Source organism: Methanothermococcus jasoni, assembly GCF_049075655.1.
In the GTDB taxonomy this organism is placed as follows: domain Archaea; phylum AGJL01; class Methanococci; order Methanococcales; family Methanococcaceae; genus Methanofervidicoccus.
In genome coordinates this window covers 87,013-102,456 of the sequence record NZ_CP157522.1, presented here as the reverse complement: position 1 = coordinate 102,456, position 15,444 = coordinate 87,013, and the positions used below count along the sequence as shown (strand labels likewise).

Here is a 15,444-nt window from a genome sequence, read left to right as displayed (position 1 = left end):
TTTTTAAAATTAAGTTTTTTGAAGAAATTTTTTATAACATATGTCGGGTGCTGGTGCGGATTTTTTTCCATGATTCTTTTTTCTAAAATATTATATTTCCTTTTTGTTGGAAATGCAGTAAGTGCCGCAGGAGATATTGCTTCTCAAAAATTTGAAGTTATATCAGGTGCAGTTTCATCTTATATGGGATATAATTATTTATCAATATCCTTGTCATATTTTATAAACAATTCTATGGCATGCACGGTAATATTATTGGCGTTCTCCCTTGTGGCATACTTATATAAAAAAGACATAGCAAATAATAGGAGCTCCTTTGAAGATTATTTAAATGCCATGATTTTATTTTATACCATAGTTGTGATAAATCCATTAACTGGCATTGTAGGTTATGGAATTAATATTAAGGACATACTGATAATACTACCCCACGGTATTTTTGAATTTGCAGGATTTGCACTTTCAGCAGTAATGGGCATCACAATAGCAGATAAAATCCTACCAATAATAAGTGGAGAACATAAAAATGAGAAAAAAGGAAAAAATAAAAAACAATTTATAAACTTGGTTGATATATTGAAAATTGTAATGATATTTATATTCATTGGAATTGCGGCATCTTTGGAGCCATTGGACTGGCTTATATATGAGTATGCAAAATATAATAATTTAAACATAATACAGGCTATAATTGAGGTATATAAACAACTAATTTACAATATCTTTAAGATTTAAACCAAATAGATTGGTATAATTAAACCATATTAATAAATATAATAATTATACGGTGATTAAATGAATAATAAAAAGAAGCTTATTTTATTTGATTTGGACAGCACATTAATCGACTGTGAAACAATCGACGAAATAGCGAAGCTGGCAGGTGTTGGAGATGAAGTAGAAAAAATAACAAGGGATGCTATGAATGGAAAATTGAATTTTGAGGAATCTCTGAGAAAAAGAGTATCACTTTTAAAAGGTCTTCCTATGGAAAAAATAATGGATTTAGTTTCAAATTTAAAATTGACAAAAGGAGCGGAAGAAACAATTAAGGAACTTAAAAAAAGAGGGTATATAACAGGAGTTGTAAGCGGGGGTTTCACCGTGGCAACAGACCGAATAAAGGATATCCTTGGTCTTGACTATGCCTATTCAAATGAACTTATAACAAAAGATGGAAAATTAACTGGGGAAGTGATAGGTCCAATAATGAGCTCACATGCAAAGGGGGAGCTCTTAGAAGAAATAGCAAAAAAAGAAGGCATCGATTTAAAAGACACCGTAGTTGTTGGGGATGGTGCAAATGACATAAGCATGTTTAAAAAAGCGGGTTTTAAAATAGCATTTTGTGCAAAGGACATATTAAAGAAAAATGCAGATATTTGCGTAGAAAAAAAGGATTTGAGGGAGATTCTAAAATATGTATAAAATAAAGATATATTTTAACCTTAGGTTCAAATCTAAAAATATTTATATATTAATGTGAATATAGTATATCGTATTCACAAATTTAGGGTGTGAAAATGGAAACTACCAACATAAAAAAAGAAATAGAAAATCTAAATACTAAAATAAAAGAGCTCTATGAAAAGGCAGAAGAAATAAAGGAAAAAAGAAATAATGCAAATGAAGCGGTAAAATCACATAAAGAAAAAAGAGAAAGCATTAATAAAATAGTTAAAGAAAAAATAGAACTTATAAGAAATCTAAAAAAAGAAAGGGGAGAATTATTAACCGAATTTAAGGAATTGAAAGTAAATAAAGATTCAATAAACCAAAAAATACAGCAACTGGAAACAATAATTGAAACTAAATGTCCATCTTTGGAGAAAGAGAGGGAGCTCGTAGCTGAGATTGAATCCTATAAAAAGCTTCTTGAAAAAAGCAATATTATTGACCAACTAAACAAAAAAATAGCCGAGATTTCAGAGGAAATTTCAGAATTCGTTAAAAAATCAGCAGAAGAACATGAGAAGGTTCTTGAACATGCGAAAATAAGTGCAGAAAGTCATCAAAAGTTAATGGAAGTATATTCTCAAATAAATAAATTAAAAGAAAAATCCAGGGAATTGTATCGAAAATTAAAGGAGCCCAATAAAGAGAAAAGAAAGGAAAAAGAAGAAAAAGAAAGTAAAACAGAAGATGCAGAAAAAACAGAAGAAACCACCAGCCAGTAATGTGCAGTAAATCAGTAATTTCATAATCCTAAAATAACTAATAAGAGTGTTAATAATGGCAGACATGATAATAAAGCCATATAAAGTGATAAATGAACTTTCAAAAAAATATCCCCTTAGAAATGAAGAAAAAATACTTCTTGGAACTGATGGAAGCATCACAAACATTTTAGAGATATTATTCAATGATGAGGTTGTTGTAAAAACCATATATCAAGAGATAATAAACAATGTAAATTATAGAAGCGTTATACTTAAAATTAAGGAAATTCCTGTGGTGTATGCAACTTCAAAAATTCCCCTCAAAAATATCAATGATGACAATGTAAGAAAAAATATAAAAAAAGACTTATTATCTGCGGACATACCTATCGGAAAGATATTAAAAATCCATAATTTGGAAACGCGAAGGGAGATTAGGAATATCGACTATAAAGAAATAGATGATACGGTCAAATCATACCTTAAAACAGATAAAAAGGCACTACCTCAAAGAACGTATAATATAATATATAACAACAAGGTTCTTATGGAAATCACTGAAATATTTAATGTAGCGGATTATTTAAAAAATGGGGGCTAAAATTATGCAATCAAAACTTCATGAGGCAATGTTTTATGAGTCCATGGGAGATAATAAAATTAAATGTAACCTGTGCCCAAGGCACTGTATAATACCTGAGGGGAAAAGAGGATTTTGTAGGGGGAGAGAAAATATACGGGGGATATTGTATGCTATGAACTATGGAAAGATTTGTTCTGCTGCAATTGACCCCATAGAGAAAAAACCACTATTTCATTTTTACCCAGGTTCATCCGTGTTTTCAATTGCCACAGGAGGTTGCAATTTTAGATGCAAACACTGTCAAAATTGGCAGATAAGCCAGTTTCCACCGGATGAACTCCCATATAATGAAATATACCCCAAAGATATTGTAGAAACTACTTTAAAATATAAATGCGATGGAATAGCATATACCTACACAGAACCAACGATTTTTTATGAAATTATGCATGATACAACAAATATTGCAAGGGAAAAGGGATTATATAATGTAATGGTAACAAATGGGTATATAGAAGAGGAGCCCCTTAAACATTTGAAAATAGACGCCATGAATATAGATATAAAAGGCAATGAAAAATTCTATAAGGAAATATGCTCTGCAAAGTTGGAACCTGTATTAAGAACATGCATCGTTGCAAAGAAATTGGGCATCCATGTAGAAATAACCAATTTAATAATACCATCATACAACGACAACATGGAAGATATAAGATATATAATAGAATTTGTGAAGGACAAATTAGGTAAAGAAACCCCACTTCATTTTACGAGATTTTATCCAGATTATAAATTAACCGATGTTCCACCAACTTCTGTGGAAACACTTGTGAAAGCAAGGGAATTGGCACTGGAAGAAGGTTTAAAATATGTATATGTTGGAAATATCCCAGGTCATGGGGGAGAAAATACATACTGCCCAAACTGCGGAGCTCTGCTAATTGATAGAACTGGATTTTCAATAATAACAAACAATTTAGATATATCATTAGGAACTCCAAAATGTCCAGAGTGCGGAGAAATTATTGACATCATTATTTAATTGTATATTATTTATTTTATGGGGTTGGGATTAAAATAAAAATGTTTTTTTATATGGGGATATTATGGCAAATCATCCTAAATAACCCTTGTATATGGGGGAATTGTTGCATTTATTTCTGGCGTAATTTTTATAAGCTGTATGTTTAAATATAAATTATAAATTCAATTTTTAGCATTATATCATTATTATACCGCTATTTTTTATATCACTATTGCATCATTACAATTATTATTATAATTTCATAATTTTTAATATAATTGATAAATAACATCAGTGAAATCATGTTTCAAGAAGATAAAAAAAGAACCATGGAAAAGCTAAAAGAGGCAATAAAAAACAATTTTGTAGATAAAGAGGTAATGTTCATAGTGGATAAAATAAACGAAATGGAAAATTATTATACAACGAGCTCCTGTATAGGAAGATGCGGAATTATGGAATTTCCAAAGAATAAAAATCCGAAGATATATTCAAAATGGCTTGGAAAATGGCACCACTATGCCAACGAAGAAGAATTATTTAAAGCGATTAACAAAAAATCAGAAGATTTTGAAACCATGGTTTTTGTAATGAATTCTCCAATTTTACATGTTGCTTCAAAGGATATATTTCATGCCAAAAAACTTCTCGAACTTGCAATTCATAACGGTTTAAAGGCATCGTCCATAAAATCCATAACAGATAGGAGAATAATAGTTGAAATTTTAAGCACATATAAAATGGATGTTCCAATAGGCATAAATGGTGAGCTCCTAGTGGATGATAATTATTTAAAAATGTTATTAAATATTGGAAATAAGAAGCTTGAAAAATCAAGAGAATGTATCAATCGACTTTATGAAAAGTTATAGTTATTTTTATATAATTTTATATATATTTTAACAAATTTAATATGAAAAATATAAAATAAAAATAAAAAAGTAAGACTAAAACCTAAAAAGAAAAAGGAAAATAAAAATAAAAAAAGATGATAAAAATGTTTAAAATTAAGGATATTATTACAATATCGGATTATGTAACTATTTTAAATATTGTTTTTGGTATGCTTGCCATATTGTTTCATGATTTCAGATTTATATATATAGCAATAGTTTTTGATGCTATGGATGGCTATGTTGCAAGAAAAACAAATACTGTGTCAGATTTTGGGGCAGAACTGGACAGTATCTGTGATGTTGTTAGTTTTGGGGTAGCTCCTGCTTATTTAGTTTATTACTATTTCGAAGGAACATTTAGCTTAATTACTTCATTGGTATTTCTCATATGCGGAGCTCTGAGGTTGGCAAGATTTGGTATATTGGATGTTAAATATTTTGTTGGACTTCCCATACCTGCGGGAGCTCTGGTTCTAAGCATTATCTGTGAATTGTTTTTAAAATATTCCAATGTTATAGGATATAATTTTACCGATATAATTGTTCCAATATTGACATTAGTATTTGGATTATTAATGATAAGCGATATTAAATATCCAAAGTATCCAAATAAGATAGGAATGGCAATATTTGCGATTTCGCTGATTTTGGCAGTATTTGGAATATTTGAGCCATTGGCAGTTTGTGCTATTGGATATGTTGGATATAGTGTTTTAAAAATGGATATTGAAAAATAATGGCGAAAATTAAAAAATTGAACATATAATGATTTTCATCTAATTGCTATTTATCATTGCTATTAGAACTCTCTCTCAGTAGAGTATTTAACTTCTTCATCTCCAAATAATTTATTTACCATCCAATCCACATTAAATTCTTCTAAATCCCCATATCTTTGACCTACTCCTAAGAATAAAATAGGTTTTCCAATGGCATAGGCAATAGATAGTGCCGCACCACCTTTTGCATCTGCATCTACTTTTGTTAATATTACACCATCTATATTCACAGCATTGTTAAATTCTTCGGCCTGAGTTATGGCATCGTTTCCAGCAAGGGCATCCCCTACAAATACAACCAAATCAGGTTTTGTTACTCTTATTACTTTTCTAATCTCATCCATTAAATTAATATTTGTGGCCTGTCTTCCAGCAGTATCTGCCAAAACTACATTTATCCCTCTGGCTTTTGCATGCTGTATTGCATCATATATTACAGCGGCACTATCCGCACCTTTTTGATGTTTTATAACTTTAACTTCAATATTTTTAGCATGCTCTTCAAGCTGTTCAATTGCCCCAGCTCTAAATGTATCACCTGCTGCTAAAACCACAGAATATCCTTTTTCTTTTAATTTATATGCTAGCTTGGATATTGATGTGGTTTTTCCCGTTCCATTTATACCTACAAATACTATCACAGCAGGTTCATTTAATTTTTTCTTCTCCTCAATTAACTGATATATATCTATATTTTTTTGGGACAATATTTCTCTTATGGCATTTTTTAGAGCATTTATTGTAACTTCCTCAGGGTCATCTTTTGCTGTTATTTTTGTTCCTACAAGCTGATTTTTTAATGATTCAACAAGCTTTTCGACGACATCGTAGGCAACATCGGCTTCCAATAATTCCAGTTCCAATTCTTCCAAAACATCTTCTATATCATCCTCAGTTAATACAACGTCCTTACCAAGGGCTTTTTTTATGGTTTTTGTTATTTTAAACTTATCAAAGAATCCAATTTTTTTCTTTTCAACACTTTCAGTGGTTTTTTCTTCCGCCTGTTCTTTATTATCTGCATCTGTTTTAGACCCTACTTCTTCTTTTTTTCCTAAGCTGATTAATTTAGCTATTCCTTTTTTTTCAGAGCCTGATTTTTCTTTCTTTTCATTCTTTATTTCATTCGTCTTTTGCGGTTCCTTATAAGTTTCAGTATTGGCATTAGCAAAGCTTTCTTCGGGATTTTCTTCTGTTTTTCCCTTTGAATATATCTTTTCAGTTAATTTTGAAACAGTTTTACTTAACTTTTCCTTTAAACTTCCAAACATGATACCACCATAAATAAAAATATGAATATATGATTTATTAAATAAATGGGTCTTTTTATTTTTATAGTTATTTTTATTGATTGTTTGTAATTGTGGCATAACCATGCACTAAACCGAAATATTTATATAGAACTATTAAGGCATATTATTATAGAAAAAAATGGGGTGAGAATTATGTTTGGAAGAGATCCATTTTCAGAAATTGAAAAATTAATGACTGAAATGTTTATGTCTCCAATGACTGGAATGACTACCATGAGAACCATGAGCTCAGGTGGTCTTGAAATTTCCGGTAAAGGATACATGCCAATTACATTGATTGAAGGAGACAATAATATAAAAGTTATAGCAATGATTCCAGGAGTAAATAAGGAAGATATAGTAGTTAATGCTATTGGAAACACCTTAGAAATCAGAGCAAAAAGAACACCATTAATGGTAACAGAATCCGAAAGAATTATTTATTCAGAGATTCCTGAGGACGAAGAGATATATAGAACAATAAAATTACCTGCAACTGTGAAAGAAGATACAGCATCTGCTAAATTTGAAAATGGTGTGCTTATAGTTGATTTACCAAAGAGTGAAGTATCTATCAAAAAAGGCATTGATATTGAATAATAAATAGTTAGATTAATACCTTGTAGAGCTCATGCATTAAAAAACTAATTATTAATTATTTTAATTATTATTACTTAAATTCCATAATCCTATTTTATTTTCTTTTGCATATCTTTCTTCTTTTAAATATTCATTTTTTAATTCAAAATTAGACACATAAACCCTAGCATATCCATTTTTAATCAATTCTTCGTTGAAATCTCTTCCATCTACATATATGTATGCGAGATATCTGCCATAATATCCTTTTTTTGGTGCCTTATTGTCAAAAACTACAATAACAGTTTTATTTTCCAGTCTATTTTTTGCATAATCTTTTGCTTTATACCCCCAAACTTTCAAATAACTTATATTGGTAATTGGATGATTGTTATCAATATAAAATTTTTGCGGGCTGTTCTTGTGATATATTTCTGGCGTATCAACGCCCAAAAGTCTTATTTTATATTTTGTTCCGTTTTCAGCCATAACCCATATTGTATCTCCATCGGTAATTTTTACGACCTTGGCAGTAAAATACTCATGGTTATTGAGGAAATCATTTGGATTTGTATAACCATAATTATTATCATCATAATTATTATTTGGTAATATATCTAAACATCCAGAAAAAGTTATAAGAATACTTATAAACATTATACTTATCATTGTAAATTTATTTTTAATAATCTCACCCCATATTATTTTAATAATTATAATTATATATTTATTTACTTATTTTAATTATTTTGATAAGTTGAAGTTGATAGTATGGATTTAATTTTAAATTTAATGGTATTGTTATTGGTAGTTGTTTTAATCTTTTTGTTTTGGAGGGTATTTAAAATTAAAAGAAGAAGTAGAGACCCGAGCACTGAAATTATTTGATGAGTGGAGAACTAAGGTAAAGACTGGAAAAAAGGGGCTTATCAAATAGAGAAAAACATATTAAAAAATGTGTGGAAAACAAAAATATCAAATATCATAAACAATTTTAAACCAAATGTTTCAAATAGTATTATTTGATAATACTAATTATTCTATTAACAAAATATAAATAGTATTAAGTGTAAATTATACACTGTTGGTTTGTGAATATTAACATATCGACTTGTGTTGGTGTTAGTCGGGCTTCTTGTTCTTTAATTATCTAAGAAAAGCGAACCGGGAATTCAGTACCGGGTAGGAGGGTGCGGGTCACATCCCATAAGCCGAGTTGGGGACGGCAACGAAACCAACAATGAGACTTATAAAGCAGTGGTTTATATGAGTATATCAGTTGATATACTTTGAAACATTTGAAACCAATTGCATGACCTGAATTAATCCACCATAATCCATAGTTACGAAAAACTCTAAAAATAATGAAAATTTTATTTTATTTATAATACCAAATAAAAAAGAAAAAAGTTATTTAATTTATTCTTCTTTTACTTCTTCTGTTTCTTCTGCCTTTTCTTCTACTTCTGCGGTAGCTTCTTCTGTTTCTTCTGGTTCAGGAGCTTCTACTGGTTTTCCAAACTCTAAAACTTCTGATTTATAAACTTCTACTCTTTTCATAGGGAATATTTTTTTGCACTCCCCGTATATTTTTGAACCTAATCCACCTAACAACATAGCTTGAACAAATTCTGGGAATGTTGCGTTTTTAGCCATATCTCTGACAATTTCTTCCATTTTCTTTCTTATGTCTGTTTTATGGTGGTCTCTTGCTCTAACTGCTGTTAAAACCATAGCTTTAACTCTTAACTTGTATCCATCTTTTGTTCTTACATCTGTGATAGTTGTTATTTTACTTCTTCTTCTTCTAATTAAGGATTTTAAATATTCTCTTGTTGTGTCATGACCAACAAATTGGGTTGTTGCGTTTGTTCCACTAACTCCATCTATTTTGAAGTACATTCTTATCATGTGTTTTGAGTGGTCATTTGTTAGGTCTTTTAAGCTTGTTTCTGCAACTCTTCCAATAACTAATGATGGGTCGTTTGCAGGGGTATGACCTATTAAATCTCCACCGAATGACTGTGGAGTATATATATTATACCATGATTTTGTTTTCCAAGTATCTCTGGCTACTCTTCTTCCTTTGCCAGCTCTAGCTTTCATTCTTGCCATGAATTACACCTCATTAGTGATATTATTATATTTGGGTAATTAATTGATATATGATATATGAATAAATATATGGGCGATATATAGGAGGTATTTTTAATTTTATTTACACAATATTTTCAGTTAAATCCTCATAATTTCTAACAGGTCTTGAAGAGTTTGCATATATTCTTTTTATTTTTCTTGCAATTTCCCTTTTGAATGTTCCTTTTTCAGTTTTTATCATCTTTATTTTAAAGAACATTCTTCCTACTCGATATGTTGTTTCATTATCGAATACATAATCTTGGGGAACTAATATATTGATGGAATAGGTGGTATCTCTATCGTTTATAGAAATACCAACCTTTTTAGGTATGTTTAGGGATTTTGCCCATATTGTTTGTATATCTTCAACCTTTGATGACATAACCCTCTTTGTAGTTTCTATACTGGTTATTTCCACATCCTCTCCAAAAATATTTATGATATCCCCGACTTTTAAAACCTCATCCACTGGAAGCTGAGAAACCTTTTTTTCAGATTCCCCGTATCTGCTTATAATTACCTTCACATCTTTTAGTTTTATAGTTTTTTCAATCTCATGGACATATCCGCAGTTCAAACACTTTACAGTTAGCTTTATGTGTTTTTTTGATTCCTGCCTTTTTAATATGTCATGAGGGGTTATGTCGTCGCAAATTGGGCATTCAAATAATAATTCTTCATCCATTTTCATCATCCTATGGCATAGTGAGGCATGCGAAATAAATATATTATTACATCCTCAATTTTATTTATATTAATATATATTAACTTTTTTATATTTATCTTCTTCTCCTTCCTCTGCCTCTCTGGAACTGTTGTGGTGTGATTTTTACCTTAACATTCATAGCTTTTTCTAAGAATTCTTCGTATGTAAATGGCACATCTTCACCAATCAATCCTCTGTTTTTCATGTATTCTCTTGCTATGAGGTAGTATATTAATGAAACTGCTTTTCTACCTTTGTTATTTGTTGGGATTATGAAGTCAATGAATGATGTTAAGTGTTCTGTGTCGCACATTCCTACAACTGGAATTCCAATCTCAATAGCTTCTTTTAATGCCTGTCTATCTACTCTAGGGTCGCTTAAAAATAGAACTTCTGGTTCAAGGAACTTTCTTGATGATGGGTTTGTTAATGTTCCTGGAACAAACCTTCCTGCAACTGTGGTTATTCCTGTTGTTTGACCGAATTTCTTCAAAGGACCTACTGAGTAGATTCTTCTTGAAACTGCTAAAATATCTTCTGGTTCGTAGTTTGATAAGAATTTTGCAGCTAATCTTATTCTCTCATCTGTTTTTCTAACGTCCAAAACATAGAGTCCATCAGACCTTACTCTGTAAATGAACCTTTTCATGTCTTCTGTTTTTTGCTGAGTTCCTATATGAATTCCAGACGCCAAATATGTGTCCAATGTTGTCAATAGGTTTTCATCTGTCATATTTGCTCCTCCAAAAAAGTGGTTTTCTGGCTTAAAAACAAAGCCATTTGTTTCATTTAGATTATTATTATGTTTAATTTAATATTTGTATTTATATTTAATTTGTGTTTTGTTTTAGCGGTTAAACTACTTTAAAAAATTGAACAATAGCATAATATATACTATGATATATATAGTTTTCTGATGAAAAATGATGTGTATAGAAAATAAACAACACCTACTTTAAAAATACCATAGTTTAAATATTATAAATATATTATTTAAGATAAAAAATATCTATTTTTATAATATATAATAATTATTTATATTAAATTTTATATTAAATCAACGGTGATTTTATGATATATTTAACATTTGCACCTTATGGAGCATTTGCTTTGGAATCGGATGGAAATTTAGAGAGTTTAACAATAGATGACTTAAAATACTACAAAATCTTTGAAGAAGAGGATATTCCTAAGATTATGTATGATTTAAGGAATGGAAATTTTGAGATTGTTGAGGAGCTAAAAAAAGAATGGAATTTAACTAACGACGAAGGAATGGAGGAAGAAATAAATATTGAACTATCTGAAAACGAGCCAAATATTGCAGGGGAGCTCGTAAGGAAAAACCTATATGAGCTCGGCAATAAATACAATGTTTTTAAAGATTATGATGATTTTATTGAAAAAATGAATTTATGGGGCACTGAATTTACAAAATTACTCATGAAAAAATCTTCCGAGGAAGGAGATAAGTTAATAATCCAAACTGTAAGTGCACTGGATGATTTAGATGAAACCCTAAATTTATTCTCCGAGAGATTTAGAGAATGGTATTCATTATACTTCCCAGAGATGGATAAATTGATAAAAAAACACGAGCTCTATGTAGATGTAGCATCCACATACACGGAAAGGGACAATTACACAAGAACAAGGTTGAAAAAATCCCTTCCTTCAAAGCTTGCAAGAACATTATCCACAGTTGCAAAAAAATCAATGGGTGCAGAGTTGTCAGAGAGGGATTTGTCCGTTATAAAAATATTTGCAGAAGAAATAAAATCAATGTATAATCTCAGAGAAAATTTACAGAAGTATTTGGAAGAATTAATGGAAGAGACTGCCCCAAACTTAACAAAAATAGCTGGCTCATCATTAGGTGCAAGGTTAATAAGTTTAACTGGTGGGATTGACAGATTATCAAAACTTCCAGCATCCACAATACAGGTGATAGGTGCGGAAAAGGCATTATTTGCACATTTAAGAGAAGGAGCTCTACCTCCAAAACATGGTGTGATATTCCAGCATCCTCTTCTTCAATCATCACCATGGTGGATTAAAGGTAAGGTTGCAAGAGCTCTCGCATGCAAACTTTCAATTGCAGTTAGGGCAGATGTATTCGGAAACTATATTGCAGATGAGCTCATGGAAGACCTCAATAAAAAGGTTGAATCCATAAAGGAAAAATACCCAGAACCAAGGAAGAAAAAACCAGTAAGAAGAGACGAGGATAGAAGAGGTAAAAAAGGAAAAGGAAGGGGAGAAGCAAAAGGTAAGGGAAAAGGTAGGAAAGAGGATAGGGGTAAAGGCAAACCTAGTGGAAAAGGAAAAGGTAATCAACCAGAAAAATCATCAAAACCTAAGAAAAAATCAGAAAGAACAAAACAGAAAAATCATAAAAAAGACAGACCAAAAACTGAGAGAAAAGTAATAGGAAAAACATCCTCTAAATTATAAATTAAAATATTCGGTGATACTGTGAAAATTAAGGAAATTTTTGATAATATTTATGAAGTAGATATGGGCGATGGATTAAGAAGAATCGCTACAAAATCATTGGTCCCATCAAAAAGGGTATATGGGGAAAAATTAATTGAAGTGGATGGTGTAGAGTACAGAATTTGGAATCCCAATAAGAGTAAGTTAGGGGCTTCCATAATAAATGGATTAAAACACATGCCAATCAAAAGAAACACGAAAGTTCTTTATTTGGGTGTATCCGCAGGAACGACACCATCCCATGTTGCAGATATTACGGAAAATTCACCAGTTTATTCTGTGGAATTTGCACCAAGGATTATGAGGGAGTTTTTAGAAGTCTGCAACGATAGGAAAAATTTAATTCCAATATTGGGGGATGCAAATGCCCCAAATACTTATTCAAATGTAGTTGAGAAAGTTGATGTAATTTTTGAAGATGTTGCACAGCCAAATCAGGCAGAGATACTTGTAAAAAATGCAAAATGGTTCTTAAAAGAAAATGGATATGGAATGATTTCCATAAAAGCCAGAAGTGTCGATGTTGTGAGAAATCCAAAAGAAATATTTGAAGAACAGAAGGAGATTTTAATAAATGGCGGTTTTGAAATCATTGACGAAATAAATATTGAGCCATTTGAAAAAGACCACATGTTATTTGTTGGAATTTGGAAGGGAACAAATTAATTATAATTAACATATTCTACTTTTTAATTTTTATTTATGATAATTGTCCCATAATAAACAATCTCCGATTTTTAAGGTAGCATTTATGGATGGTGATAAGATGAATGATAAATTGAACCCAGAACAGCTTGTTGAATGGGATAAAAAATATGTTTGGCATCCATATACACAGATGAAAGAATATGACCCGCCATCAAAAAATATAATTGTAGAGAGGGGGGAAGGAAACTATTTAATCGACATAAACGGAAAAAAATACCTTGATGCAGTTTCGTCCATATGGTGCAATCTGTTCGGCCACAGTGAAAAAAGAATAATCGATGCAATAAAAAATCAAGCTGAAAAAATATGCCATTCTACGCTTTTGGGCTGTGGAAATGTCCCTTCAATAGTTTTGGCAAAAAAATTGGTAGAAATTGCCCCGCCACATTTAAAAAAGGTGTTTTATTCAGAGGATGGTGCGGAAGCTGTTGAAATAGCTGTTAAAATGGCTTTTGAATACTATCAATTAAAGGATTCGGATAAAAATAAAAACAGAACAAAGTTTGTTTCAGTAAAAGAAGGTTATCATGGAGATACGATTGGAACAATGAGTGTAGGAGGTAGTGAAACATTTCACGGATTTTTTAAACCACTTTTGTTTAAGGGCTATCATGCAGGAGCTCCCTATTGTTATAGGTGTGAATACCACAATTTCAAGGATACCGATGAGAGGAATGAAAAAGGATGCAGTATGAAATGCCTTGAAAACATGCTGAACCTTATAGAAGAGCACAAAAACGAATTGTTTTGCGTAATTCTTGAAGCGGGAGTAATGGGTTCAGCAGGTATAATTCCATATCCTGATGGCTATATTGAAGAAGTTGCAAAAAAATGTAAGGAACACGATATAATCCTTATACTAGATGAAGTGGCAACCTTTGGAAGACTTGGAAAATATTTATTTTCAGACAATGAAACATTAAAGAAACTGGAAAAACCAGATATCATCACCCTTGGAAAAGGAATAACCGGAGGATATGTGCCACTTGCGGCAACTATTACAACGGAAGAAATATATAACCAGTTTTTAGGAGATTTTGAAGAATGCAGGCAGTTTTTCCATGGACACACATATACAGGGAATCAAATATTATGTGCGGCGTCAATTGCCACAATGGATATATTAAAAAACGATAGAGTATTTGAAAATATTGGGGAAAAAATAAAACTGCTTCACGACTCACTGGATAAATTGAAGGAACTGGAACATGTGGGAGATGTTAGAAAGAAAGGTTTCATGATTGGTATAGAGCTCGTAAAAAATAAAGAAACAAAAGAGCCATACCCCTATGAATTTAAGGCAGGATATAAGGTTGCGGATAAATTGCTCGAAAAGGGCATATATATGAGACCCATATTTAATACGCTGATAATTATTCCACCCTTGACAATTACTGAGGAAGAAATAAAGTTTTTATGTGATAAATTATATGAAGCAATTAAAGAAAGTTTATAATTTTAGTAAATAATATTGGATATTGACTAATTAATAACTTAGGTATTATTATGATAATAAGAGAAATATACCGGCAGACTTTACATATAATATTTGGAATCATTGTAGCTTTTTCCGTCCTATATATCGGAAAAACACCCCTTATACTACCATTATTTATTTTAATATTAATTGGAATTTTATTGTATTATTATTTAAAAGAGCATTATATTCCAATAATATCTGATTTACTTGAAGCATGTGGAAGAGAAAATGAATGTGGAAAAGGAGCTATTCTATTTGCAATTGGTTTGTTGATAACATTGATTATAATTGAAGATATTAACTCTGCATTTTATTCCATACTTGTTTTTGCGATTGGAGATGGACTTGCCACATTAATTGGAGTTAGAGGAAAGCTTAAAATAAAATATTTTGGAAAAACCATTGAAGGATTTTTGGCATTCCTTATTTCAGCATGTGTTATATTATATCATCCTTATGGGATGTATGGAATTATTGTTGCATTTATTGGTGCTTGCATTGAGTTTGTAAGTAAAAAAATAAAAATTGATGATAATTTACTCCTTCCAGTTGTTGTGGCCATTATTTTGGAATATGTTGGGAATTTATAAATTATTAATATAA

17 protein-coding genes are annotated in these 15,444 nt (G+C 30.7%); 12 read left to right on the top strand and 5 right to left on the bottom strand.

What is annotated here, in order from left to right:
* Positions 1–69: 69 nt before the first annotated feature.
* The 7 genes from Mjas_RS00505 to pssA all read left to right on the top strand — a co-directional run bounded on the left by Mjas_RS00505 (position 70) and on the right by pssA (position 5,399).
* On the top strand, positions 70–735 hold the full coding sequence (locus tag Mjas_RS00505) for a hypothetical protein (protein WP_421077849.1): 666 nt from the start codon (positions 70–72) through the stop codon (positions 733–735).
* A 60-nt stretch (positions 736–795) separates the two neighbouring features.
* Positions 796–1,428, top strand: coding sequence for a phosphoserine phosphatase SerB (gene serB / locus Mjas_RS00500; protein ID WP_421077848.1), 633 nt, complete (start codon positions 796–798; stop codon positions 1,426–1,428).
* A gap of 95 nt (positions 1,429–1,523) precedes the next feature.
* Positions 1,524–2,177 (top strand): DUF7121 family protein, encoded by a 654-nt coding sequence (locus Mjas_RS00495; protein WP_421077847.1) that lies wholly within the window; start codon positions 1,524–1,526, stop codon positions 2,175–2,177.
* Between the two features lie 55 nt (positions 2,178–2,232).
* Positions 2,233–2,760 (top strand): chorismate pyruvate-lyase family protein, encoded by a 528-nt coding sequence (locus Mjas_RS00490; protein WP_421077846.1) that lies wholly within the window; start codon positions 2,233–2,235, stop codon positions 2,758–2,760.
* A gap of 4 nt (positions 2,761–2,764) precedes the next feature.
* Positions 2,765–3,784 carry an AmmeMemoRadiSam system radical SAM enzyme gene (amrS, locus tag Mjas_RS00485; protein WP_421077845.1) on the top strand — a complete coding sequence of 340 codons (1,020 nt, stop codon included), beginning with the start codon at positions 2,765–2,767 and terminating at the stop codon, positions 3,782–3,784.
* Positions 3,785–4,068: 284 nt separating this feature from the next.
* A complete protein-coding gene (gene taw3 / locus Mjas_RS00480; RefSeq protein WP_421077844.1) occupies positions 4,069–4,638 on the top strand; it encodes a tRNA(Phe) 7-((3-amino-3-carboxypropyl)-4-demethylwyosine(37)-N(4))-methyltransferase Taw3 in 570 nt (189 codons plus the stop codon).
* A 125-nt stretch (positions 4,639–4,763) separates the two neighbouring features.
* Entirely contained in the window at positions 4,764–5,399 is a 636-nt protein-coding gene (gene pssA / locus Mjas_RS00475; protein WP_421077843.1) for a CDP-diacylglycerol--serine O-phosphatidyltransferase, read from the top strand.
* Between the two features lie 62 nt (positions 5,400–5,461).
* Here pssA and ftsY read toward each other — a convergent pair whose 3' ends face one another.
* A complete protein-coding gene (ftsY, locus tag Mjas_RS00470; RefSeq protein WP_421077842.1) occupies positions 5,462–6,712 on the bottom strand; it encodes a signal recognition particle-docking protein FtsY in 1,251 nt (416 codons plus the stop codon).
* A 174-nt stretch (positions 6,713–6,886) separates the two neighbouring features.
* On the opposite strand from ftsY, the gene Mjas_RS00465 reads away from it, so the two are divergent.
* A complete protein-coding gene (locus Mjas_RS00465) occupies positions 6,887–7,333 on the top strand; it encodes an Hsp20/alpha crystallin family protein (RefSeq protein WP_421077841.1) in 447 nt (148 codons plus the stop codon).
* Between the two features lie 60 nt (positions 7,334–7,393).
* On the opposite strand, the gene ecnA is transcribed toward Mjas_RS00465, so the two are convergent.
* The 4 genes from ecnA to rpsB form a co-directional block, all read right to left on the bottom strand.
* Positions 7,394–7,969, bottom strand: coding sequence for a calcium-activated nuclease EcnA (gene ecnA / locus Mjas_RS00460; RefSeq protein ID WP_421077840.1), 576 nt, complete (start codon positions 7,967–7,969; stop codon positions 7,394–7,396).
* Between the two features lie 762 nt (positions 7,970–8,731).
* Positions 8,732–9,427, bottom strand: a complete 696-nt coding sequence (locus tag Mjas_RS00455; RefSeq protein WP_421077839.1) for a 30S ribosomal protein S3ae — start codon at positions 9,425–9,427, stop codon at positions 8,732–8,734.
* 103 nt (positions 9,428–9,530) lie between these two features.
* A complete protein-coding gene (locus Mjas_RS00450) occupies positions 9,531–10,136 on the bottom strand; it encodes an HVO_0476 family zinc finger protein (RefSeq protein WP_421077838.1) in 606 nt (201 codons plus the stop codon).
* A gap of 94 nt (positions 10,137–10,230) precedes the next feature.
* Positions 10,231–10,890, bottom strand: coding sequence for a 30S ribosomal protein S2 (rpsB, locus tag Mjas_RS00445; protein WP_421077837.1), 660 nt, complete (start codon positions 10,888–10,890; stop codon positions 10,231–10,233).
* Between the two features lie 338 nt (positions 10,891–11,228).
* Here rpsB and Mjas_RS00440 point away from each other — a divergent pair, with 338 nt between their 5' ends.
* From Mjas_RS00440 to Mjas_RS00425, 4 genes are all read left to right on the top strand, one after another.
* A complete protein-coding gene (locus tag Mjas_RS00440) occupies positions 11,229–12,611 on the top strand; it encodes a Pre-mRNA processing ribonucleoprotein (RefSeq protein ID WP_421077836.1) in 1,383 nt (460 codons plus the stop codon).
* A 6-nt stretch (positions 12,612–12,617) separates the two neighbouring features.
* Positions 12,618–13,319: a fibrillarin-like rRNA/tRNA 2'-O-methyltransferase gene (locus Mjas_RS00435; RefSeq protein WP_421078621.1), complete on the top strand. Its 702-nt coding sequence runs from the start codon at positions 12,618–12,620 to the stop codon at positions 13,317–13,319.
* A gap of 100 nt (positions 13,320–13,419) precedes the next feature.
* A complete protein-coding gene (gene bioA / locus Mjas_RS00430; RefSeq protein WP_421077835.1) occupies positions 13,420–14,817 on the top strand; it encodes an adenosylmethionine--8-amino-7-oxononanoate transaminase in 1,398 nt (465 codons plus the stop codon).
* Between the two features lie 50 nt (positions 14,818–14,867).
* Positions 14,868–15,431 (top strand): diacylglycerol/polyprenol kinase family protein, encoded by a 564-nt coding sequence (locus tag Mjas_RS00425; protein ID WP_421077834.1) that lies wholly within the window; start codon positions 14,868–14,870, stop codon positions 15,429–15,431.
* Positions 15,432–15,444: the final 13 nt, after the last annotated feature.

Bases quoted from the DNA above. Each gene is read 5' to 3' on its own strand.
- Mjas_RS00490 (WP_421077846.1), top strand. From the start codon at position 2,233: ATGGCAGACATGATAATAAAGCCATATAAAGTGATAAATGAACTTTCA.
- ftsY (WP_421077842.1), bottom strand. From the start codon at position 6,712: ATGTTTGGAAGTTTAAAGGAAAAGTTAAGTAAAACTGTTTCAAAATTA.
- pssA (WP_421077843.1), top strand. From the start codon at position 4,764: ATGTTTAAAATTAAGGATATTATTACAATATCGGATTATGTAACTATT.
- Mjas_RS00455 (WP_421077839.1), bottom strand. From the start codon at position 9,427: ATGGCAAGAATGAAAGCTAGAGCTGGCAAAGGAAGAAGAGTAGCCAGA.
- serB (WP_421077848.1), top strand. From the start codon at position 796: ATGAATAATAAAAAGAAGCTTATTTTATTTGATTTGGACAGCACATTA.
- taw3 (WP_421077844.1), top strand. From the start codon at position 4,069: ATGTTTCAAGAAGATAAAAAAAGAACCATGGAAAAGCTAAAAGAGGCA.
- rpsB (WP_421077837.1), bottom strand. From the start codon at position 10,890: ATGACAGATGAAAACCTATTGACAACATTGGACACATATTTGGCGTCT.
- Mjas_RS00440 (WP_421077836.1), top strand. From the start codon at position 11,229: ATGATATATTTAACATTTGCACCTTATGGAGCATTTGCTTTGGAATCG.
- Mjas_RS00495 (WP_421077847.1), top strand. From the start codon at position 1,524: ATGGAAACTACCAACATAAAAAAAGAAATAGAAAATCTAAATACTAAA.
- bioA (WP_421077835.1), top strand. From the start codon at position 13,420: ATGAATGATAAATTGAACCCAGAACAGCTTGTTGAATGGGATAAAAAA.
- amrS (WP_421077845.1), top strand. From the start codon at position 2,765: ATGCAATCAAAACTTCATGAGGCAATGTTTTATGAGTCCATGGGAGAT.
- ecnA (WP_421077840.1), bottom strand. From the start codon at position 7,969: ATGTTTATAAGTATTCTTATAACTTTTTCTGGATGTTTAGATATATTA.
- Mjas_RS00425 (WP_421077834.1), top strand. From the start codon at position 14,868: ATGATAATAAGAGAAATATACCGGCAGACTTTACATATAATATTTGGA.
- Mjas_RS00505 (WP_421077849.1), top strand. From the start codon at position 70: ATGATTCTTTTTTCTAAAATATTATATTTCCTTTTTGTTGGAAATGCA.
- Mjas_RS00450 (WP_421077838.1), bottom strand. From the start codon at position 10,136: ATGGATGAAGAATTATTATTTGAATGCCCAATTTGCGACGACATAACC.
- Mjas_RS00465 (WP_421077841.1), top strand. From the start codon at position 6,887: ATGTTTGGAAGAGATCCATTTTCAGAAATTGAAAAATTAATGACTGAA.